Source organism: Enterobacter cloacae complex sp. BZL2005 (genome assembly GCF_049238885.1).
GTDB classification, from domain to species: Bacteria; Pseudomonadota; Gammaproteobacteria; order Enterobacterales; family Enterobacteriaceae; genus Enterobacter; species Enterobacter roggenkampii.
Genome location: NZ_JBMKGI010000001.1, coordinates 760,320 through 782,187, shown reverse-complemented (window position 1 = coordinate 782,187; position 21,868 = coordinate 760,320). Strand labels below are relative to the sequence as shown.

21 protein-coding genes are annotated in these 21,868 nt (G+C 62.0%); 12 read left to right on the top strand and 9 right to left on the bottom strand.

The genetic code is table 11. From position 1 onward, the window contains the following. Positions 1 to 25 precede the first annotated feature (25 nt). Genes fepC through fepD form a run of 3 tightly spaced genes read right to left on the bottom strand, consistent with a single transcriptional unit; the run spans position 26 to position 2,810 of the window. Complete coding sequence (gene fepC / locus ACOTXI_RS03975; RefSeq protein ID WP_058653597.1) at positions 26 to 820, bottom strand: iron-enterobactin ABC transporter ATP-binding protein; 795 nt, start codon at positions 818 to 820, stop codon at positions 26 to 28. Further along, positions 817 to 1,806 (bottom strand): iron-enterobactin ABC transporter permease, encoded by a 990-nt coding sequence (gene fepG, locus ACOTXI_RS03970; protein ID WP_072205807.1) that lies wholly within the window; start codon positions 1,804 to 1,806, stop codon positions 817 to 819. Before fepG ends, fepC begins: the two co-directional genes overlap by 4 nt. Continuing rightward, positions 1,806 to 2,810, bottom strand: a complete 1,005-nt coding sequence (fepD, locus tag ACOTXI_RS03965) for a Fe(3+)-siderophore ABC transporter permease (RefSeq protein ID WP_058653593.1) — start codon at positions 2,808 to 2,810, stop codon at positions 1,806 to 1,808. The genes fepG and fepD overlap by 1 nt, the downstream gene beginning before the upstream one ends. 108 nt (positions 2,811 to 2,918) lie before the next feature. Here fepD and entS point away from each other — a divergent pair, with 108 nt between their 5' ends. Beyond that, positions 2,919 to 4,157 (top strand): enterobactin transporter EntS, encoded by a 1,239-nt coding sequence (gene entS / locus ACOTXI_RS03960; protein WP_045416505.1) that lies wholly within the window; start codon positions 2,919 to 2,921, stop codon positions 4,155 to 4,157. 77 nt (positions 4,158 to 4,234) lie between these two features. Here entS and fepB read toward each other — a convergent pair whose 3' ends face one another. Beyond that, complete coding sequence (gene fepB, locus ACOTXI_RS03955) at positions 4,235 to 5,194, bottom strand: Fe2+-enterobactin ABC transporter substrate-binding protein (RefSeq protein ID WP_058653591.1); 960 nt, start codon at positions 5,192 to 5,194, stop codon at positions 4,235 to 4,237. Positions 5,195 to 5,382: 188 nt separating this feature from the next. On the opposite strand from fepB, the gene entC reads away from it, so the two are divergent. From entC to ACOTXI_RS03920, 7 genes are all read left to right on the top strand, one after another. Then, the gene (gene entC / locus ACOTXI_RS03950; RefSeq protein WP_058653589.1) at positions 5,383 to 6,558 is read left to right on the top strand and encodes an isochorismate synthase EntC; all 1,176 of its coding nucleotides are present in this window, start codon (positions 5,383 to 5,385) and stop codon (positions 6,556 to 6,558) included. Between the two features lie 9 nt (positions 6,559 to 6,567). Then, complete coding sequence (gene entE / locus ACOTXI_RS03945; RefSeq protein ID WP_058653588.1) at positions 6,568 to 8,178, top strand: (2,3-dihydroxybenzoyl)adenylate synthase EntE; 1,611 nt, start codon at positions 6,568 to 6,570, stop codon at positions 8,176 to 8,178. Positions 8,179 to 8,188: 10 nt separating this feature from the next. Then, positions 8,189 to 9,043 carry an isochorismatase gene (locus ACOTXI_RS03940; protein ID WP_058653586.1) on the top strand — a complete coding sequence of 285 codons (855 nt, stop codon included), beginning with the start codon at positions 8,189 to 8,191 and terminating at the stop codon, positions 9,041 to 9,043. Further along, complete coding sequence (gene entA / locus ACOTXI_RS03935) at positions 9,043 to 9,795, top strand: 2,3-dihydro-2,3-dihydroxybenzoate dehydrogenase EntA (RefSeq protein WP_058653584.1); 753 nt, start codon at positions 9,043 to 9,045, stop codon at positions 9,793 to 9,795. The genes ACOTXI_RS03940 and entA overlap by 1 nt, the downstream gene beginning before the upstream one ends. Beyond that, positions 9,796 to 10,209: a proofreading thioesterase EntH gene (entH, locus tag ACOTXI_RS03930; protein WP_008500995.1), complete on the top strand. Its 414-nt coding sequence runs from the start codon at positions 9,796 to 9,798 to the stop codon at positions 10,207 to 10,209. Between the two features lie 145 nt (positions 10,210 to 10,354). Beyond that, the gene (gene cstA / locus ACOTXI_RS03925) at positions 10,355 to 12,460 is read left to right on the top strand and encodes a pyruvate/proton symporter CstA (RefSeq protein WP_058653582.1); all 2,106 of its coding nucleotides are present in this window, start codon (positions 10,355 to 10,357) and stop codon (positions 12,458 to 12,460) included. A 60-nt stretch (positions 12,461 to 12,520) separates the two neighbouring features. Next, positions 12,521 to 12,718: a YbdD/YjiX family protein gene (locus ACOTXI_RS03920; protein WP_006809671.1), complete on the top strand. Its 198-nt coding sequence runs from the start codon at positions 12,521 to 12,523 to the stop codon at positions 12,716 to 12,718. On the opposite strand, the gene ACOTXI_RS03915 is transcribed toward ACOTXI_RS03920, so the two are convergent. The 4 genes from ACOTXI_RS03915 to ACOTXI_RS03900 form a co-directional block, all read right to left on the bottom strand. Further along, positions 12,715 to 13,119 carry a helix-turn-helix domain-containing protein gene (locus tag ACOTXI_RS03915; RefSeq protein ID WP_008500997.1) on the bottom strand — a complete coding sequence of 135 codons (405 nt, stop codon included), beginning with the start codon at positions 13,117 to 13,119 and terminating at the stop codon, positions 12,715 to 12,717. The two genes, ACOTXI_RS03920 and ACOTXI_RS03915, sit on opposite strands and share 4 nt — an antisense overlap. Further along, complete coding sequence (locus ACOTXI_RS03910) at positions 13,100 to 13,396, bottom strand: type II toxin-antitoxin system RelE family toxin (RefSeq protein ID WP_023326881.1); 297 nt, start codon at positions 13,394 to 13,396, stop codon at positions 13,100 to 13,102. Before ACOTXI_RS03910 ends, ACOTXI_RS03915 begins: the two co-directional genes overlap by 20 nt. Before the next feature lie 183 nt (positions 13,397 to 13,579). After that, on the bottom strand, positions 13,580 to 14,323 hold the full coding sequence (locus ACOTXI_RS03905) for an SDR family NAD(P)-dependent oxidoreductase (protein ID WP_008500999.1): 744 nt from the start codon (positions 14,321 to 14,323) through the stop codon (positions 13,580 to 13,582). 57 nt (positions 14,324 to 14,380) lie between these two features. Next, positions 14,381 to 15,469 (bottom strand): oxidoreductase, encoded by a 1,089-nt coding sequence (locus tag ACOTXI_RS03900; RefSeq protein WP_058653580.1) that lies wholly within the window; start codon positions 15,467 to 15,469, stop codon positions 14,381 to 14,383. A gap of 159 nt (positions 15,470 to 15,628) precedes the next feature. Here ACOTXI_RS03900 and ACOTXI_RS03895 point away from each other — a divergent pair, with 159 nt between their 5' ends. From ACOTXI_RS03895 to ACOTXI_RS03880, 4 genes are all read left to right on the top strand, one after another. After that, positions 15,629 to 17,131: a sugar ABC transporter ATP-binding protein gene (locus ACOTXI_RS03895; protein WP_103786708.1), complete on the top strand. Its 1,503-nt coding sequence runs from the start codon at positions 15,629 to 15,631 to the stop codon at positions 17,129 to 17,131. Next, positions 17,128 to 18,123 carry an ABC transporter permease gene (locus ACOTXI_RS03890; RefSeq protein WP_058653577.1) on the top strand — a complete coding sequence of 332 codons (996 nt, stop codon included), beginning with the start codon at positions 17,128 to 17,130 and terminating at the stop codon, positions 18,121 to 18,123. Before ACOTXI_RS03895 ends, ACOTXI_RS03890 begins: the two co-directional genes overlap by 4 nt. 19 nt (positions 18,124 to 18,142) lie before the next feature. Further along, positions 18,143 to 19,207 (top strand): sugar ABC transporter substrate-binding protein, encoded by a 1,065-nt coding sequence (locus ACOTXI_RS03885; RefSeq protein WP_058653575.1) that lies wholly within the window; start codon positions 18,143 to 18,145, stop codon positions 19,205 to 19,207. 83 nt (positions 19,208 to 19,290) lie between these two features. After that, positions 19,291 to 20,532 (top strand): LVIVD repeat-containing protein, encoded by a 1,242-nt coding sequence (locus tag ACOTXI_RS03880; RefSeq protein WP_023293050.1) that lies wholly within the window; start codon positions 19,291 to 19,293, stop codon positions 20,530 to 20,532. Positions 20,533 to 20,619: 87 nt separating this feature from the next. Here the strand turns inward: ACOTXI_RS03880 and mtnK are convergent, their stop codons facing one another. Further along, entirely contained in the window at positions 20,620 to 21,819 is a 1,200-nt protein-coding gene (gene mtnK / locus ACOTXI_RS03875; protein WP_058653573.1) for an S-methyl-5-thioribose kinase, read from the bottom strand. Positions 21,820 to 21,868 lie beyond the last annotated feature (49 nt).

Sequence of the window (21,868 nt, the reverse complement as noted above, 5' to 3'; positions counted from 1 at the left end):
GGTAAGGCGTGCCGCCACCCGGCAATTACCGCCGACCTAACGGCACCACCAGCGGCGTTCCCGCCACCGGATCGTCAATAATCATGCAGCGCATACCGTAGATCCGCGCGATCAGCTCCGGCGTGACAATCTCCTTCGGCGCACCCTGCGCCACAATCTCCCCGTCGCGCAAGGCAATCAGGTGCGTGGCGTAACGGCACGCCTGGTTTAAATCGTGCAGCACCGCCGCCAGAGTATAGCCCTGCGTGCGGTTCAGCTCGCTCAGCAGCTCCAGCAGATCAATCTGGTGGCTGATGTCCAGCCAGGTTGTCGGCTCGTCCAGCAGCATGATCGACGTTTCCTGCGCCAGCACCATCGCAATCCACGCCCGCTGACGCTGGCCGCCGGAGAGGGTGTCCACGCTCTGCTGGGCGAGATCGGTGATGCCCGTCGCCTGCATCGCGCGGTTCACCGCCTCGTCATCTTCCTTGCGCCAGCGGGTAAACAGCGGCTGGTGCGGGTAGCGCCCGCGCGAGACCAGCTCCTGCACCGTGATGTCCCCCGGCGTGGTGGCGTTTTGCGCCAGCAGCCCGATGCGCCTGGCCACCTCTTTGCTGGCGAAGCGCTGGATCTGCTCCCCGTCCAGTAAGACACTGCCCTCCACCGGCGTCATCAGGCGGCTCAGCGTGCGCAGCAGGGTCGATTTGCCGCAGCCGTTCGGGCCGATAATCGCCGTGAAGTGGCCGTCCGGAATGGCAACGGATAAGTCACGGGCAACGATTTTTTTGCCGTAGCCGAGGGTGAGATGTTCGCCGCGCAAGCGGGTGATTGAATCTGTCATTTCTTGCGTGACTCCTGAACGAGCAAGACGATAAGGTAAATCCCGCCGAGGCTGACGGTCACCACGCCCACCGGAAGCTGGTAAGGCATAAACAGCCGCTGGGCGCAGAGATCGGCGGCCAGCAGTAACAGCGCGCCGCACAGCGCCGCCTGAGTTAATCCCCAGCGCGCCGTCCCGCTTAGACGTCGTGCGATATGCGGCGCGACAAGGGCGATAAACGAGATCGGCCCGGCGATGGCGGTGGAGGCGGCGGTCAGCAATACCGCCACCAGCATCAGCATCAGGCGCGAGCGTTCGACGCTCACGCCCAGCGCGCAGGCGCTGTCGTCGCCCATCTCCAGCAGCCGCATGCGTCGCACCAGCAGCAGCGCGCCGATAAACATCAGCACAATCAGCGGCGCGGCGGGCCAGGTTTTGCCCCACGTCAGGCCGTTGAGAGAACCTGCGTACCACAGCCCGGCGGAAAGCGCCGTTTCCAGCGAGGCCTGCAGCAGCAGCCAGGTGTTAAAGGCCATCAGCATCGCGCGGATGCCGATACCGATAATGATCAGCCGGAAGGTGTCGATACCGTTGCGCCAGGCCAGCAGCCAGATAACCAGCGACGTCAGAATGCCGCCCGCCATCGCCGTGAAGGTAATGGCCGTCAGGTGCTGGCCGAACAGCACCATTGCCACCAGCACGCCGCTCCAGGCCCCGGTATTGAGGCCCATCACGTCAGGGCTGCCGAGCGGGTTGCGCATCAGCGACTGGAATATCGCACCGCTGACGCCGAGCGCCGCGCCGACCAGGATTGCCATCGCCACGCGCGGCAGTCGCCACTCGGTGACCACCATGGTGATGTTACGCGGCGCGTTGCCGGTGAGAGCGTGAAAGACCTGCGCGAAATCAAGCGTTACGGCACCGCTTTGCAGGCTCCAGACCGCCAGCAGCAGACTGGCGACGACCAGCAGGGAGACGCTGGTGACTAAACGACGGGACGGGGCCATCATGCGCCACCTCCGCGTTTACGGCGCACCAGGAAAATCAGCACCGGTGCGCCGATAAAGGCGCTGACCACCGAGACGCGCAGTTCACCCGGCACCAGCAGGCGGCCCAGCACGTCGGCAAACAGCAGCAGGGCAGGCGTCGCCAGCAGAGTCACCGGCAGAGACCAGCGGTGATCCGCCCCCACCAGCCAGCGCGCCATGTGCGGCATCATCAGGCCGATAAAGGCGATTGGCCCGACCACGGCGGTCGCGCTGCCGCACAGGAAGGTGATGGCAAGCAGGCCAATCAGCTGCGTGCGCGCGACGCGGTTGCCGAGCGCGGTGGCGGTGTCGCTGCCGAGGCTCAGGCTGTTCAGCGCCCGGCTTAACGACAGCGCTACGGCGGCGGCAATCATCACCGGGATCGCCACCACTTTCAGCGTTTCAAGAGTGCGGATATCCAGCGAACCGGCCTGCCAGAAGCGCAGCTGGTCGTAAACGTCCGGGTTGAGCAGGGCGATGCCGTTGGACAAGCCTTCCAGCACCGCGGCAAGCGCCACGCCCGCCAGCGTCAGGCGTACCGGGCTCAGCTGTCCGCCGCCCTGGCTGCCGGTAAACGCGACCACCAGCGAGGCGGCCAGCGCGCCGCAGAAGGCCATTACCAGCTGCTCAGACGGAGAGGTGAACCCGAACAGCGCCGCGCCCAGCACGATGGCAAAGCTGGCGCCAGAGTTAACGCCGAGAATGCCGGGGTCCGCCAGCGGGTTACGGGTGAGGGTTTGCATCAACGCACCGGCAAGGCCGAGCGCGCCGCCGGCCAGCAGTCCGGCAAGGGTGCGGGGCAGGCGGGCGTCGAGCACGATAGTGCAGTCGGCGCTCTGACAGGTGCCGGAGAACGCATCGACAATAACGGACGCAGGCAGCGGCCTGGCGCCAGCCAGCAGGCTGAGTGCAATCGCGAGGCTCAATAGCAGCAATAAAACGGGCACGGCAACGGCGCGCACCGAAGATGAGGAAAACGACATAGCAACATCCATGATTTGATAATGATAGTGATTATCGTTATCTATCTTATTTGGCTATGTTAGCATGTGCGCCCATGGAATGGGTAGAATTACACTCAAGGCTTTGTCATGAATCAAAAATCCTGGCTGCTCAACCTCAGCCTGCTTAAAACGCACCCGGCGTATCGCGCCGTGTTTATTGCCCGCTTTATCTCCATTTTATCCCTCGGCCTGCTCGGCGTGGCCGTGCCGGTACAAATCCAGACGATGACCCACTCCAGCTGGCTGGTGGGGTTATCGGTGACGTTAACCGGCGGGGCGATGTTTATCGGCCTGATGGTCGGCGGCGTGCTGGCGGACCGCTACGAGCGTAAAAAGCTGATCCTGCTGGCGCGCGGCACCTGCGGCGTGGGCTTTATCGGGCTGTGTCTGAACGCCATGCTGCCGGAGCCGTCGCTGATGGCCATTTATGCCCTCGGGCTGTGGGACGGCTTCTTCGCCTCGTTAGGCGTGACGGCGCTGCTGGCGGCGACGCCCGCGCTGGTCGGGCGCGAGAACCTGATGCAGGCGGGGGCGATCACCATGCTCACCGTGCGCCTCGGCTCGGTGATTTCGCCGATGGTTGGCGGCCTGCTGCTGGCAACCGGCAACGTGGCGTGGAACTACGGCCTGGCCGCGGCGGGGACCTTTATCACCACGCTGACGCTGCTGCGCCTGCCGCTGCTGCCACCTCCGCCGCAGCCGCGCGAGCATCCGCTGAAGTCCCTGATGGCCGCGATTCGTTTCCTGTTCAGCAACCCGCTGATTGGCGGGATTGCGCTGCTCGGCGGCCTGCTGACGATGGCGAGCGCCGTGCGCGTGCTCTACCCGGCGCTGGCGGGCGAGTGGCAGATGAGCGCCTCGGAAATAGGCATTCTCTACGCCGCCATTCCGCTCGGCGCGGCGTGCGGGGCGCTGACCAGCGGCAACCTGGCACAGAGCGCGCGGCCGGGGTTGATTATGCTGCTTGCCACGCTGGCCTCGTTTATCGCCATTGGCTTCTTCAGCCTGATGCCGGTCTGGGCGCTGGGGGTGATGTGTCTGGTGATCTTCGGCTGGCTGAGCGCCATCAGCTCGCTGCTGCAGTACACCCTGATCCAGACCCAGACGCCGGAAGGAATGCTCGGGCGCATTAACGGCCTGTGGACCGCGCAAAACGTCACGGGCGATGCCATTGGCGCGGCGATCCTCGGCGGTCTGGGGGCGATAATGACCCCGGCGGCGTCCGCGAGCAGCAGCGGGTTTGTGTTAGCAATGGTTGGTGTGATCTTATTGGTGGCGCTGGTGGAATTGCGCCGGTTCAGGCAGGAGAGTGTGGTGACCTTGTAGGTCGGGTAAGGCGGAGCCGCCACCCGACAAAACGCCCGGTGGCGCTGCGCTTACCGGGCCTACGGGGATCGTGCCTGTTATTTAAACATCGCATTCAAACGCTGCAACACCAGCATCGCGCTGTAATAATCCAGGCGGAACGTCTCGGTTCCCAACGCCCACACGCGCTTGTTTTTCACCGACGGCAGGTGCGCCAGCAGCGGGTTAGCGTAAATCGCCGCCACGTCTTTCTCGTCACCGGCAAACACAAACAGCCCTTCGCCGTTCAGCCCCGTCGCCAGGTTTTCACCGCCCAGCTGGATAATGTCGTGGCGCTTGCCCTGGCTTGTTGAGGTCTGCAACCCGGCAGGCAGGTCCGCCAGCGTAAAGCCCAGCTGGTGCAGCAGCTTGCCCTGCGCCGATTCCGTGGTCCACAGGTTGGCGGAATGCGCGGCGGCGGTGTAGACGATGGCGTTCACCGGCTGCGGCGGCAGCGTCATCTGCTGTTTCACCTGCGCGAGCTGTTTATCAAACGCGGCAATGCGCTCTGCGGCCTGCTTTTCGTGTCCGGTGATCTCGCCCAGTTGGGTCAGCAGCGCCTGCCAGCTCTTGTCGTCGTAGTTGATGATAAGCGTCGGCGCAATGGCGGAAAGCTGATCGTACAGCGCCAGCGCGGAATCCCCGCCGGTAGCGCTGATCAAAATCAGGTCCGGCATTTGCGCGGCCACCGCTTCAGCGCTCGGCTCGCCGATATACAGCCGGGCAACCTTGCGCTGCTTCGCCATATCGCCCCACTGGCGCAGGAAACCCTGTCCATCCGCCACGCGGTTGTTCGGCGTGGTCGCGCCGCTGGCGACGACCGGTGCGTCAATGGCCAACAGGGAGCCGGTTAAGGTCACGCTGGTGGAGACAATGCGCGTCGGTTTGCTCTCAAGCGTGTGAACGCCGCTGCTGTCGGTCACTTGACGGGGCCAGTCGGCGGCAGCAGCTGAGGTAAGTCCTAAAACAAAAAGTGATAATAAAAGCAGGGGATTACGGAAAACGGCAGGGAATTTCACAGCGCGGGATCCTGTTTTTGTTGGAGATAATGCTTCTCATTTTCATATTTGCCGCGCCGGGATGCAAGCTTTTGTCGCACAAGTTATTTGCCCGACGGTTGACAGCGAAGCGATGTGGGATTAGGTTAGCCGACGAAAATATAAATGATAATCATTATTGCTTCTTTTATCATTTTGAGGAGGATGATATGGATACGTCCCTGGCTGAGGAAGTTCAGCACGCCGCAACCACGCTGGAATCAGACCGTTTTTTCTTTATGTCGCCTTACCGCAGCTTTACCACGTCCGGCTGCTTTGCCCGCTTCAGTGAACCCGCCGTCGGCGGTGACGATCCGGCGGGTCGCTTCCAGCAAAAATTAGCCCAGGCCTTCCGCACGGCAAAAGCCAGCGGTATTGCTCACCCGGTGATGGTGGGGGCGATCCCGTTCGACACCCGCAAGCCCTCGTCGCTGTTTATTCCGCAACGCTGGGAGACCTTTTCCCGTCCCGCACGTCAGCAGTCCGCACGCTATTTTTCCGGCGCGCAGGCCCTGAAGGTGGCACAACGCGCCGAGATCCCGCCGCAGCCCGTCTTCGAAGAGATGGTCGCTCGCGCCGCGTCGCTGACCGCCACGCCGCAGGTGAACAAGGTGGTCCTGTCGCGCCTGATTGATATCGCGACCGACAAACGCCTGGACAGCGGCGCCCTGATGGAGCGCCTGATCGCCCAGAACCCGGCGAGCTTCAACTTCCACGTGCCGCTGGAAGACGGCGGGGTGCTGCTGGGCGCCAGCCCGGAGCTGCTGCTGCGCAAAGAGGGAGCGCACTTTAGCTCGCTGCCGCTGGCGGGCTCCGCGCGCCGTCAGCCGGACGATGTGCTGGATCGCGAGGCGGGCAACAAGCTGCTGGCCTCCGAAAAGGACCGTCACGAGCACGACCTGGTCACCCAGGCGATGAAGACCATTCTGGCACCGCGCAGCCACCATCTCAGCATGCCTGATTCTCCTCAGCTGATTACCACGCCGACGCTGTGGCATCTGGCAACGCCGGTAGAAGGCGAGGCGCGTGAAAACGAGAACGCCCTGACGCTGGCCTGCCTGCTGCACCCGACCCCGGCGCTGAGCGGCTTCCCGCATCAGGCGGCGAAAGAGCTGATTGCCGAGCTGGAGCCGTTCGACCGCGAGCTGTTCGGTGGCATCGTTGGCTGGTGCGACAGCGAAGGCAACGGCGAGTGGGTGGTGACCATCCGCTGCGCGCGTCTTCGCGAAAATACCGTTCGCCTGTTTGCCGGTGCGGGCATTGTGCCTGCCTCCTCCCCGGTGGGCGAGTGGCGCGAGACGGGCGTGAAGCTCTCCACCATGCTTAACGTTTTTGGTTTGCACTAAGGAAGACTCATGACCATTCCCTTTACCCGCTGGCCTGAGGATTTTGCCCGCCGCTACCGTGAAAAAGGCTACTGGCAGGATCTGCCGTTGACCCACATCCTGACGGATCGGGCGGACAGCGATGCGGTGGCGATTATCGATGGCGATCGCCGCATTACCTACCGCGCGCTGAATCAGGCCGTAAACAACCTGGCCTCAGCCCTTCAGGCGCGAGGATTGCAGCGCGGCGAGACGGCGCTGGTGCAGCTTGGCAACGTGGCCGAGTTCTACATGACCTTCTTCGCGCTGCTGCAAATCGGCGTCGCGCCGGTGAACGCGCTCTTTAGCCATCAGCGTAGCGAACTCAACGCCTACGCGGCGCAGATCAAACCCGCCGTGCTGATCGCCGATCGCGACCATGCGCTGTTTGCGGGCGATGATTTTCTTCATGCCTTTGTGGATGAACATCGCTCGGTGCGCGTCGTGCTCCTGCGCGGCGATAAGGGTGAAGATGCCCTGGACGCGGCGATTGCGCGTCCGGCGGACAATTTTATCCCTAACCCGACGCCCGCCGACGAAGTGGCGTTCTTCCAGCTCTCCGGCGGCAGTACCGGCACGCCGAAGCTGATCCCGCGGACGCACAACGACTACGACTACAGCATTCGCCGCAGCAACGAGATCTGCGGTATCACTGCGCATACCCGGTATCTGAACGCGCTGCCCGCGGCGCACAACTACGCCATGAGCTCGCCGGGATCGCTGGGTGTCTTTACCGCAGGCGGCTGCGTGGTGCTGGCGAACGATCCGAGCGCGACGCTCTGCTTCCCGCTGATTGAACAGCATCAGGTTAACGTCACCTCGCTGGTGCCGCCTGCCGTCAGCCTCTGGCTTCAGGCGATTGCCGACGGGGCGGACAGCGCGCAGCTTAAATCACTGAAGCTGCTGCAGGTGGGCGGCGCGCGCCTTTCCGCCACGCTCGCGGCGCGTATTCCGGTGGAGATCGGCTGCCAGCTTCAGCAGGTCTTCGGCATGGCGGAAGGGCTGGTGAACTACACCGCGCTCGACGACGCGCCGGAACGCATCATCAACACCCAGGGCCGCCCGATGTGCCCGGACGACGAAGTGTGGGTGGCGGACGAGCACGGCAATCCGCTGCCGCGTGGGGAGGTCGGACGCCTGATGACGCGCGGCCCGTACACCTTCCGCGGCTATTTCAACAGCCCGGAACACAACGCCAGCGCCTTCGACGCCGACGGCTTTTACTGCTCCGGGGATCTGATCGCCATTGACGAGCAGGGCTACATCACCGTGCAGGGGCGCGAGAAAGATCAGATCAACCGCGGCGGGGAGAAGATCGCCGCCGAGGAGATCGAGAACCTGCTGCTGCGCCATGAGTCGGTGATCCACGCCGCGCTGGTGAGCATGGAGGACAGCCTGCTGGGCGAGAAGAGCTGCGCGTATCTGGTGGTGAAACAGCCCCTGCGCGCGGTGGAGGTGCGCCGCTTCCTGCGCGAGCAGGGCGTCGCCGAATTTAAGCTGCCGGACCGCGTGGAGAGCGTGGATGCGCTCCCGCTGACGCCGGTCGGCAAAGTTGATAAGAAACAGTTGCGCCTGTGGCTTGCTGAACGCGCCCGGGGCTGAGGAAAAGAGTATGGCCATTCCAAAATTAACCGCTTACGCGCTGCCGACCGCCGCAGAGTTGCCGACCAACAAGGTGAACTGGAGTTTTGAGCCCGAGCGCGCCGCGCTGTTGATCCACGATATGCAGGAGTACTTCCTGAATTTCTGGGGTGAAAATAGCGCGATGATGCAGCAGGTGGTAGCGAATATCGCCAAACTTCGCGCCTGGTGCAAAGCGCACAATATTCCGGTGTACTACACGGCTCAGCCGAAAGAGCAGAGCGATGAAGACCGCGCCCTGCTGAACGACATGTGGGGGCCGGGCCTCACCCGCTCGCCGGAGCAGCAGCGCATCGTTGCCGAGCTGGCGCCGGACGAAGCGGACACGGTGCTGGTGAAGTGGCGCTACAGCGCGTTCCACCGCTCGCCGCTGGAGCAGATGCTGAAAGAAACGGGGCGCAACCAGCTGTTGATTACCGGCGTGTATGCCCACATCGGCTGCATGACCACCGCCACAGATGCCTTTATGCGCGACATCAAGCCGTTCTTCATTGCCGACGCGCTGGCGGATTTCACCCGCGACGAGCACCTTATGTCGCTGAACTACGTGGCTGGACGCTCGGGTCGCGTGGTGATGACCGACGATCTGCTGCCGTCCGTTCCAGCCTCGAAGGTCGCGCTGCGGGCGCTGATCCTGCCGCTGCTGGACGAGTCCGACGAGCCGATGGATGACGAAAACCTGATCGACTACGGCCTGGATTCAGTGCGCATGATGGCGCTGTCCGCCCGCTGGCGCAAAGTACACGGCGATATCGACTTCGTGATGCTGGCAAAAAATCCGACCCTCGACGCCTGGTGGGCGCTGCTCTCCCGCGAGGTGAAGTGATGGTGTTTGATTTCACCGGCAAAACCGTCTGGGTGACGGGCGCGGGGAAGGGGATTGGCTACGCGACCGCACTGGCGTTTGCCGAAGCTGGCGCGCAGGTGACCGGCTTCGATTTGGCCTTCCCGCAGGATGATTATCCGTTTGCCACCGAAACGCTGGACGTGGCGGATTTTGCTCAGGTCAGCGATGTGTGTGGCCGTTTGCTTAATATCCTTGAGCGTCTGGACGTGCTGGTCAACGCGGCGGGCATTCTGCGCATGGGGGCGACGGACCAGCTTTCGCAGGAGGACTGGCAGGATACCTTTGCGGTCAACGTCGGCGGCGCGTTCAACCTGTTCCAGCAGACGATGGGCCAGTTCCGCCGTCAGCAGGGCGGGGCGATAGTCACCGTGGCGTCCGACGCGGCGCACGCGCCGCGCATCGGCATGAGCGCCTACGGCGCATCGAAAGCGGCGCTGAAAAGCCTGGCCCTGACCGTCGGGCTGGAGCTGGCGGGCAGCGGCGTGCGCTGTAACCTGGTGTCGCCGGGCTCAACGGACACCGACATGCAGCGCACCCTGTGGACCAGCGACGACGCGGAGCAGCAGCGTATTCGCGGCTTTGGCGAGCAGTTCAAGCTCGGCATTCCGCTGGGCAAAATCGCCCGCCCGCAGGAGATAGCTGCGACCGTGCTGTTCCTTGCCTCCGATGCCGCCAGCCACATCACCCTGCAGGATATCGTGGTGGACGGCGGCTCCACGCTGGGGGCGTAAATGATCTGGAAACGTCATTTATCGCTTGAGGAGCTGAACGCCACCAGCGTGAATACCCTGGTGGCGAACTTGGGCATCGTCTATACCCGCCTCGGGGATGACGCGCTGGAAGCGGAGATGCCGGTGGATGCGCGTACCCATCAGCCGTTTGGCCTGCTGCACGGCGGGGCCTCGGCGGCGCTGGCGGAAACGCTCGGCTCAATGGCCGGATTTCTGATGACCCGCGACGGGCAGAGCGTGGTGGGCACGGAGCTGAACGCCACGCATCATCGGGCGGTATCCCACGGCAAGGTTCGCGGCGTGTGTCAGCCGCTGCATCTTGGGCGTTCGAGCCAGAGCTGGGAGATTGGGGTCTTCGACGAGCAGGGGCGGCGGTGCTGTACCTGCCGGTTAAGTACGATGGTGCTGGGCTAACTCAGATCAAAGTGATCGGCTTAACACTGTGGTGTAAATCTCTGGTTTGACCACGCATTATTGCGTTTCAAAGTTGTTAAATTTTTCCGGTTGTTCTAGAAACAAAATGTAACATCTCACTGTTTCACGACAACGGACAACAACTATGAACAACTCAGGGAAATACCTTACATGGGCAGGGCTCTCCGTTGTGGGAGCTTTTGCCCTGGGCTATATCGCCCTCAACCGGGGGGAGCAGATCAACGCGCTCTGGATAGTCGTTGCCTCGGTCTGCGTTTACCTGATCGCCTATCGTTTTTATGGCCGCTATATCGCCAAGAACGTCCTGGGCGTTGATGCAACGCGCATGACGCCTGCCGTCCGCCATAACGACGGGCTGGACTACGTACCGACCGACAAGAAAGTGCTGTTCGGTCACCATTTTGCGGCGATTGCCGGGGCAGGCCCGCTGGTGGGGCCGGTGCTGGCGGCGCAAATGGGCTACCTGCCGGGGATGATCTGGATCCTCGCGGGCGTGGTGCTGGCGGGGGCGGTGCAGGACTTTATGGTGCTGTTCGTCTCTACCCGCCGCGACGGACGTTCGCTGGGTGAGCTGGTGAAAGAGGAGATGGGGGCCACTGCCGGGGTGATTGCGCTGGTGGCGACCTTTATGATCATGGTGATCATCCTCGCGGTGCTGGCGATGATTGTGGTGAAAGCGCTGACCCACAGCCCGTGGGGAACCTATACCGTTGCCTTTACCATTCCGCTGGCGCTGTTCATGGGGATCTACATCCGCTACCTGCGTCCGGGCCGCATTGGTGAAGTGTCGGTGATTGGCCTGGTATTCCTCGTGTTCGCCATTATCTCCGGCGGCTGGGTGGCGGAAAGCCCGACCTGGGCGCCGTTCTTCGACTTTACCGGCGTACAGCTGACCTGGATGCTGGTGGGCTACGGCTTTGTGGCGGCGGTGCTGCCGGTGTGGCTGCTGCTGGCTCCGCGTGACTATCTCTCAACGTTCCTGAAAATCGGCACCATTGTCGGGCTGGCAATCGGTATTCTGATTATGCGCCCTACGCTGACCATGCCGGCGTTAACCAAATTTATCGACGGTACCGGCCCGGTCTGGACCGGCAATCTGTTCCCGTTCCTGTTTATTACCATCGCCTGCGGTGCGGTGTCGGGCTTCCACGCGCTGATCGCCTCCGGGACGACGCCGAAGATGCTGGCGAATGAAAATCAGGCCTGCCTGATTGGCTACGGCGGCATGCTGATGGAGTCCTTCGTGGCGATTATGGCGCTGGTATCCGCCTGTATTATCGACCCGGGCGTGTATTTCGCGATGAACAGCCCGATGGCGGTCCTGGCTCCGGCGGGCACTGTTGACGTGGTGGCTTCCGCCGCGCAGGTGGTGAGCGGCTGGGGCTTTGCGATTACGCCTGAAACGTTGACGAGCATCGCCAGCGAAGTGGGCGAGCAGTCGATTATCTCCCGCGCGGGCGGGGCGCCGACGCTGGCGGTCGGCATGGCGTATATTCTCCACGGCGCGCTGGGCGGGCTGATGGATGTCTCGTTCTGGTATCACTTCGCCATTCTGTTCGAGGCGCTTTTTATCCTGACGGCGGTGGATGCGGGAACCCGTGCGGCGCGCTTTATGCTGCAGGATCTGCTGGGCGTCATCTCCCCGAACCTGAAGCGGACCGACTCGCTCCCGGCTAACCTGCTGGCGACGGCGCTGTGCGTGCTGGCGTGGGGCTATTTCCTGCATCAGGGCGTGGTCGATCCGCTGGGCGGGATTAACACCCTGTGGCCGCTGTTCGGTATCGCCAACCAGATGCTGGCGGGCATGGCGCTGATGCTCTGTGCGGTGGTGCTGTTCAAGATGAAGCGCCAGCGTTACGCGTGGGTGGCGCTGGTGCCGACCGCGTGGCTGCTGGTCTGTACCCTGACGGCGGGCTGGCAGAAGGCCTTCAGCCCGGATAACAAGGTGGGCTTCCTGGCGATCGCCAACAAGTTCCAGGCGATGATCGACAGCGGCAAGATCCCGGCGCAGTACACCGAATCGCAGCTGTCGCAGCTGGTGTTTAACAACCGTCTGGACGCCGGGCTGACCATCTTCTTTATGGTGGTGGTCGTGGTGCTGGCGTTGTATTCTCTCAGGACCGCGCTGGCGTCATTGAAAGTCGACGCGCCAACGGCGAAAGAGACGCCGTATGAGCCAATGCCTGAAAACCTGGAAGAGATTGTGACCCAGGCGAAAGGGGCGCATTAACCCGTGTGCCGGGTGGCGGCTTCGCCTTACCCGGCCTACATTTCTTGTGAGATCAGAACTATGTTCGACACCCTTTCCAAAGCAGGTAAGTACCTGGGCCAGGCCGCCAAAATGATGATTGGCGTGCCGGACTACGACAACTACGTCGAGCATATGCGCGTCAATCATCCGGACCAGACGCCCATGACCTACGAAGAATTTTTCCGTGACCGCCAGGACGCCCGCTACGGCGGCAAGGGCGGGGCGAAGTGCTGTTAACCCTCTTTCGGGAGATAGAGGCTGATCTGCTCCTGCTTACAGCCGTAGATCGCCGCGAGCTTTTCGCGGGTGCGCTTTTGCGGACGGGAGTCCAGCGCTTCCAGCTGCGACACGGCGGACTGGCTTATGCCGAGTTTCTCCGCCACCTCCTGCTGGGATAGCCCGCGCAGGATACGCCACGCGGCCTGCAGGCTGACGTTCTGCCAGGTCATGATGCTGCACACGTCTCCGGGCAATTCCACGTCATCCAGACTATCGTGTTCGACCTCAATATCCTCCAGATCGTCATCGGTTTCGTCGTCGATCTCTGCCATCTGTGAGCACATGCGGAAGTATTCGTGATAAGGAATAACCACATACTGCGTTTTACCGTTATCGTCCTTAATTAGCTGAACAGCCATAGGTGGCTTTCTCCTCATGCAGGTAAGTCGTTGAAGTTCTGCGCTTGACGGCTAAAACATAACAATGGTTATCGGGATCGTCCCGAAGCGTATAGATGATGCGGTAATCGCCAACGCGTAGCCGGAAATGATTTTCTGTCGCCGATATTTTTTTGATATCGGGCCGGGGTGCCGAGCGGTCATCCAGTTCGGCAAGCTTTACCTCAATGCGGCGTTGATACCGCTCGTCAATTCTGGAAAAAGCCTTTTTTGCACCATTAGACCAGACAATCTTCATCCGTACCTCCACTGTACGCCCACACAAATTATAAGGAAATAATAAGACTATTAGATAAATTCCGAATTTCTTATGGGGTACTGTAGAGCGGACATAAAACGGAAGTAAGCGGTAAAAAGCGAAACATCGAGGCGGCTCGACAAGGCCTCTGCCGGGCGACAGAGGCTTTCAGGAAATTTGCGATCAGGCGTTCAACCCGCCGTCGACATCCAGCCCTGTGCCGGAGATCTGCCCGGCCGCCGGGCTGGCGAGGAAGGTGACCGCCGCCGCGATATCTTCCGGCTGGCCGTAGTGGCCGACCGCAATCATCTGGCGCTGGGCTTCCGCCTGTTCGCCGTCTTCCGGGTTCATATCGCTGTTGGTGGGGCCGGGATGCACCAGGTTAACGGTAATGCCGCGCGGGCCCAGATCGCGCGCCAGGCCGCGAGTGAGGGAGTTAAGGGCAGACTTGGTCATCGAGTAAACGGCAATACCCGGCATCGCCACGCGGTTCGCCAGACAGCTGCCGATGTTGATGATGCGCCCGCCGTCGGACATGTGCACCAGCGCTTCCTGAATGGCGATCACCACGCCGCGTATGTTGACGTTGATCAGCGCGTCAATGTCCGCCAGCGTCATGGACTCCAGCGGGCCGCCTCGCGCGATCCCGGCGTTATTGACCAGAATGTCCAGCCCGCCAAGGGAACGCGCTGCATGGGTGACGGCATCCTGAATCGCCTGCGCGCTGGCGCTGTCGGCCTGAATCGCTTCGCCGTGGCGCCCAAGCGCCTTGATTTCATCGGCGACCGCCTGGGCTTTATCGGCGGATTTTTCATACGTAATAACCACATCGGCACCGGCGCGTGCCAGCGACAGCGCGATAGCCCGACCCAATCCACGGCTGGCGCCGGTAACCAGCGCCTTTTTACCTGTTAAATCGATCTGCATGATGACCTCGTGACGAGAGTGGTGAGAATCATCATTAGGTATAGCCTGTCGGCGCGATCAACGGCTGAAGGATTCCACCTTCTCAAACGCGGCGCGCAGAACGTCGGGCGTTAACGTCACTGGCAGAGAGTGAATTGACTCCACCGGACGCAGGGTGTGGGCTATCACCTTATCCAGCTCGTCACGGTTGTGAATATCGACGTCCAGCGCGCGAAGCGTGGTCGGGAGGTTAAAGCGCCGGTACGCCGCCACCAGCTGCGCCAGCACGTCGTCCTGGCCGAGCAGGGCGCTCTGGACCAGAATGCCGTAGGCCACCTTGGTGCCGTGCAGGTATTTTTCCGTCTGCGGCAGCACGGTTAAGCCGTTGTGCACCGCATGCGCCGCCGCCACGCGGGTATAGCGCTCGCCCAGACCGCCGACCATCCCGCCGCCGGCGATAATCGCGTCCACCACGTCCCGGAACGCCTGCGTCTGTTCGCCGCGCTGCTGGTCGGCCAGCGCTTCCTCACTGTGTTCCAGCAGCACGTCGCGGATCGCCAGCGCGCCGTTAAGGCCAAGCCGCACGGTCAGCGGCAGGTTCTCCGGCTCAGGTGCCAACACCACCGCTTCGTACCACTTCGCCAGCGTATCGCCGATACCCGCCAGCAGGTATTCCGCCGGGGCGTTGAGAATGATCTGCGGCTCCACCAGCACCAGGAAGTTGGCGTCATCGAAGATCTCAAACTGCAGCGCCTGACCGGCATCGTTGTACCAGACGGAGAGTGGCGTCCACGCCGCGCAGGTGGCGGCAATGGTGGGGATGCCCACGAACGGCACCCCCAGACGACGCGCCACGGCCTTGACGGCATCCTGTACCGCGCCGCCGCCGACGCCAATCACCACGCTGGCGTCACTGCCGGATTCGTCCACCAGATGGGTGACGTCGCGCTCGCTGCAGTGGCCTTTAAAAAGCAGGCGTTTCGCCCCCGGCGCGTGAAAGCTCTCCGGCAGGAACGGGCGCGCGCCGTCGATAGCGCGCTCGCCGTAAATCCACACCGCGCGGGAAAGCTGCTCCGGGGTAAAGAAGTCATTCAGACGCGCAAGGCTTCCGGAATGGGAGAAGTAGTTCGCCGGGCCAGGCACGACGCGGATATCGGTGTTGCTCATGGTGTTGTCCTTTTTTAGCAAGCGCTAACCCGATGTTATGTCTGGACATCCGGATGGCTAATAATATTTCGCTTTAACTTATGCCTTTTCCGTCGTTGTCAGTCAACCGGAGCTGTGAAAAATTCGATAAATCAGAAGAGTTATGAAGGATTTACGCGGATGGTTTCCAGTCGCCTTGAGATGCGCGGTATCAGCCTGGCCTTTTCCGGCTTTCAGGCGCTGTCGCGCGTGAATTTCACCTTAACCGGCGGATCGGTACATGCGCTGACCGGCGCCAACGGCGCGGGGAAATCGACGCTGATGGCGGTGCTGTGCGGAACGCACGACCACTATGAGGGCGAAATCTGCATTAATAACCAGCCGGTAAGCATCCGCGAGCCGCTGGACGCCAAACGGCTGGGGATCCACCTCGTGCAGCAGGAGGTGGACGTGGCGTTGATCCCGGGATTAAGCATCGCCGAAAACATCATACTCGACCAGCTGGCGCAGCCGGGGCATCGCTTCAGCTGGCGCGCCGTCCGCCAGCAGGCGAGACAGGCGCTGGCGCAGCTGGATGTTTCTCTGGACGTTCGCCGCTCCATCGACAGCTGCACGCTTGCCGAAAAGCAGCAGATTTTGCTGGCGCGTGCGCTGTCACACCACTGCCGTTTTCTCATTCTTGATGAGCCCACCGCGCCGCTGGACGCGCACGAGAGCGAGCGCCTGTTTGCCGTGGTGAGACGGTTAAAGCAGCAGGGCATCGGCGTGGTGTTTATCTCACACCGTATTCACGAGCTGAAGGCCATCTGCGACACCCTGACGGTGCTGCGCGACGGCAAGCTGATTGAGTCCGGCCCGATGGCCGATCTGAGCGGCGAAGCGATCGTCGAGAAGATGCTCGGCCACGTGCTGAGCGATATCTATCCGCCCGCGCGGCCGCCGCACGGCGACGAAACGCTGCTGCGGGTAGAAGGGCTGCACGACGACGCGCTGCTGAAAGATATCTCTCTGCACCTGCGCAAGGGCGAAATTCTCGGCATTGCCGGGCTGGCGGGCGCGGGCAAAACCGAACTCTGTAAGGCGCTGTTTGGCGCCAGCAAAAGCCGCGTGGCGCGCGGTGAGCTGAATCAACAGCCCTGGCAGCCGCGCGACCCGGCGGACTCGGTGCTGCGCGGGCTGGCGCTGGTGCCGGAAGAGCGGCGCAAAGAGGGCATTTTTATCGACGAGCCGGTAAGCATGAACCTTGCCGTGTGCGCCGATAACAGCTTCTCGCGCTGGAGCCTGTTCGGCCATCGTCAGGCGTGGCGCTGGGCGGAGGAGGTGATCGCCCGCGTCGGCGTGCACGCCCGCGGTCCCGGACAGGTTTTGCGACGTTTGTCCGGCGGCAACCAGCAAAAGGTCGCCATCGGCAAGTGGCTGCGCAATGACGCTAGCGTGCTGATCTTCGACGAGCCGACCAAAGGCGTGGACGTGAAGGCCAAAACCGATCTGTTCCAGCTGATCGACGGCCTGGCGCGCGAGGGCAAAGGGGTGATTTACGCCTCGGGCGAATTTGCCGAACTGGTCGGGCTGTGCGACCGCATCTGCGTGCTGTGGGACGGGCGCATCGTGGCGGAGATCGCCGGGGCCGAGGCCCGTGAAGAGACACTACTTTATTATTCAACCGGAGGAACGGCGTCGTGAGCAAGGCCCTTTCAGTAAACTCGACGGCGTCTGGCCGTCAGCAGATTTTCGATTTTCTCTACAAGTGGGGCATGCTGTTAACCGTCGTCGCGCTGGTGGCCGTCTTTGGCCTGGCGTCGGACAGCTTCCTCGACCCAAACAACATCATCAATATTCTGCGTTCGATTGCCATCGTGACGGTGATTGCCATCGGCGTGTCGATCTCGCTGACCATTGGCGGGTTCGATCTCTCTGTGGGGTCTACCGCGTCGCTGGCGAACGCGCTGGTGATTTCGCTTTTTGTCTGGCACGGCTTCGGCACCACCGAGTCGATTCTTATCACCCTTGCGCTCTGCACGCTGGTCGGCCTGTTTAACGCCTTTCTGATCGTTATCCTGCGCATTCCGGACATGCTCGCGACGCTGGCCAGCCTGTTTGTCATTCAGGGCGTGGCGATGACCTACAGCTACGGCGGGTCGATTACCGAGAACATGGTGCTGCCGAGCGGCGACATGGCGGAAGGCACCATCCCTGCGACGTTCAGCCTGCTGGGACAGGTACCGACTATCGTGATCGTCATGCTGGTGGTGACGGTGCTGGCGCAGCTTGGGCTGTCGCTCACCACTCACGGTCGTCGGATGTACGCCATTGGCGGTAACCCGGAAGCGGCGCGTCTCTCCGGCATTCGCACCACGCGCTACAAGGTGGCGGCCTACGTGATTGCCTCCCTGCTGGCGGGCCTGGGCGGGATTTTGCTGGCCTCGCGCATTGGCTCGTCGCAGGTGAACGCGGGCGGCGGTTACCTGATGGATGCGGTAGCGGCGGCGTGGATCGGCTTCTCGCTGGCCGGGTCCGGCAAGCCGAATGCGCTGGGGACCCTGGTCGGGGCGGTGATTCTCGGCGTGCTGTCGAACGGGCTGGTGATGCTCTCCGTGCCGTATTACGCCATGGACATTATAAAAGGGCTGGTGCTCGCGGTAGCGCTGGCGATTACCTACATACAAAAACGCTGACAACACAACGGGATAAAAAATGAAAAAGATTGCACTCTCTTTGGTGGCATTAGGGTTATTCACCGCTCTGCCTGGCTTCGCGGCCACGCCCGCACCGCTCCCGGCGGCCATTGCCAACCACGACGGCCCCATTCGCATCGCGGTGATCCGTAACCTCGGCTCAGACGACAACACCACGCAGTTTATTGCCGGGGCCATTCAGGAAGGGAAGAAGCTTGGCTTTAAGGTCAGCACCTTTTTAAGCAACGGGGACGACGCCAAATTCCAGGACTTCGTGAACCAGGCCATCAGCCAGAAGTACGACGGGATTATCCTGTCTCAGGGCCGCGATCCGTACTCCACCGCGCTGGTGAAGAAGGCGGTGGACGCCGGGATTAAGGTCGCGGTATTTGATACCGCCGTCAACGGCGAGATCCCGGGCGTAACCGTGACCCAACAGGACGATGCCTCTCTGACGAATCTCTCCTTCGGCCAGCTGGCGAAAGATTTCAACGGCAAGGCCAATATCGTCAAGCTGTGGGTAGCGGGCTTCCCGCCGATGGAGCGTCGTCAGGTGGCGTATAAAGAGCTGCAAAAACAGTACCCGGACATCAAAGAGCTGGAGTCTATCGGCGCGGTCTCCTCTGACGTGCAGGGCGACACCGCCAACAAGGTGGGCGCGATCCTCGCGAAATACCCGAAAGGCAAAATCGACGCCATCTGGGGAACCTGGGACGCCTTCAGCCAGGGCGCGTATAAGGCGCTGAAGGAGAACGGCCGTACCGAGATTAAACTCTACAGCATCGACATCTCCAACCAGGATCTGCAGCTGATGCGCGAGCCGGGCAGCCCGTGGAAGGTGAGCGTGGCGGTGGATCCGAAGCTGATTGGCGCGACGAACGTGCGTCTGGTGGCGAACAAGATTGCCGGGGAAGCGACGCCTGCGACCTACGATTTCAAAGCGGCAGCTATCCCGCAGGCGCTGCTGACCGCCCAGCCGGGCGCGGTGAACGTGGCGTCGCTGGGGAAAATCATTCCGGGCTGGGGCCAGACGGAAGATTTTATCGCGCCGTGGTTTGCGACGCTGGAAGCCAGGTCAAAATAATGCCCGGTGGCGCTGCGCTTACCGGGCCTACGGATTGGTAGGCCGGGTAAGGCGCAGCCGCCACCCGGCGAAAGGAGCTCAAGGTGACTCATTTACCCCCTCCCGAATACAGCCGCAATATGCGGCTGATTGGCCATAGCGATCAGGGCGGTCGCCCGGACGGCGTGCAGCTGATGGTGCACCGCGGTTTCGCCTGGATCGGCCATATGGTGTCGCAGGGCTTTTCGATAGTGGACGTGCGCGACCCGAAAAACCCGAAACCCGCGGGCTATGTTCCCGCGCCGCCCGGCACCTGGAACGTGCATCTGCAGGCGCATGATGACCTGCTGCTGGTCATCAACGCCCGGGATCTGTTTGCCGATGCGCGTTTTGCCGACGAGAAGGTCTACTACACCCGGCAGGTGGGCGAGACCGTCAGCGACGTGCAGGACAAAGGCTGGAGCGCCGGCCTTCGCGTTTTTGATATCTCCACGCCGGACGCGCCGCGCGAAATCGGCTTTCTGCCGCTGAGCGGCATTGGCATTCACCGCATCTGGTACGTCGGGGGCCGCTGGGCGTACGTGTCGGCGCTTATTGACGGCTTTACCGACTACATCTTTCTGACGATTGACCTGGCCGACCCGCGTAAGCCTGAGGTGGCAGGGCGCTGGTGGCTGCCGGGGATGAATCAGGCAGAAGGGGAGAAGCCTAACTGGCCGGAAGGGAAACGCTACGCGCTCCACCACGCGATTATTGCCGGCGATACCGCGTACGGCAGCTGGCGCGACGGCGGCCTGACGCTGCTGGACGTGAAGGATCGCACCCAGCCTAAGCTCATTAGCCACCGTAACTGGAGTCCGCCGTTTGGCGGCGGCACGCACACCGCGCTGCCGCTGCCGGACCGCGATCTGCTGGTGGTGCTGGACGAAGCGGTGCTCGATAACCAGGAAGACGGCGAGAAGCTGATCTGGCTGTTTGATATCCGCGAGCCGTCGAACCCGGTCAGCATCTCTACCTTCCCGCAGCCGGATGAAATCGACTACGTGGCGAAAGGGGCGCATTTCGGCCCGCACAACCTGCACGAGAACCGGCCGGGAAGCTTTGTCAGCTCAACGCTGATTTTTGCCACCTATCAGAATGCGGGCGTGCGCGCGTATGACATCTCTAATCCGTATCGGCCGGTTGAAACGGGGGCGCTGGTGCCTGCCGCGCCGGCGAAAATGATGGATACCCGCCCGAATCGCCCGCAGGTGATCCAGTCGTGCGACGTGTTTGTGGATGCGCAGGGAATTATCTACAGCACGGACTATAACGGCGGGCTGTCGGTGATTGAGTATTTAGGATGAGTTTTTGCCGGGTGGCGGCTTTGCCTTACCCGGCCTACATTTTGCACCCGTAGGCCCGGTAAGCGCAGCGCCACCGGGCAAACGTTCTCAACTGTACTGCCGCACCCGCGCCACCAGATCTTCCGCGCTGTCGATACGGTCGGCAATCACGATCAGCGCCTTGCCGAGCGTTATCGCGTGGCGAAGGCATTCGTGGCGCATCGCCTCGTCCTGAATGGTGTCGATATCCGCGACGTGGGAAAGCCCAACGCTGCGGCGAATGAGTTCGGTGCCGCAGAAGCCGATGGCGTCATGCCAGACCTTTTTCAGGAACGCGGAGGTATAGCCCGGCGCGCTGAGCGCCGCGTCGCGCGTTTTCTCGTGCGCCAGCGCCTGGAAGCGTTCCGCGAAGGTGTTCCACAGCTCCTGAATATCGGTCAGGCGCTGCTCGCGCGCGGCGGCGGCATCGCGAATGCCCAGATGCCCCGGCAGGCCGCAGAAGTTGAGCAGCAGGTTGCCGATGGCGGTGCCGATATCAAATCCCATCGGGCCAAAATAGCCGAACTCAGCGTCGATGGCCTTCAGGCTGCCGTCGGCCACAAAAATCGAGCCGCTGTGGATATCCCCGTGCAGCAGGGCTTCAGCCTGAGAAAAGAAACGGTGCTTGAGGGCGGCCACGGCAATTTTCAGCTGGGCGTCGTCGCGCAGCGCGGCGACGTCATTTTCCAGCTCGGCAGGGTAGTTATTGCGCTCATGAACCTGGTACGGATCGTTGAAGAACAGATCTTCGGTGATCTCACACATCTCCGGGTTGATGAATTTCGCCACCTGCGCTTTCTTCTCGTGCGGATGCAGGAAGAAATCGCTGGTGTGGAACAGCGCGTGCGCGAGGTATTCACCCAGCTGACGCGCCGCCTGCGGGTAATAATTATTTTTGATCAGCTCGCCGCGCCAGATGCGATGGCTGGAGAGATCTTCCATCACCATTACCGCCAGTTCCGGGTCAAAGTGGTGGATTTTCACGGTGTGCTGCGGGCTGTGCCGGTAGTGCTCGACCAGCGTTTGCGCCTCCAGGCGGGCGCGATCCAGCGTCAGCGGCCAGGACTCGCCGACGCAGCGCACGTAGGGCAGCGCCTGCTTAACGATGATGCGGCTCACGCCCGCGCTGTCGAAGATTTTGAACACCAGATTGAGGTTGCCGTCGCCTACCTCCTGCGCCTCCACCAGCGATGAAGGATCGTCAAGGCCGCCAAACTGCCTGGCATATTCCACGGCGTCCTGAGCGGTAAAGGTACGGTATTGCGACATGGCCTGCTCCTCACGGGTTTGCTAATAAAGACATGTAGACGTCTATACA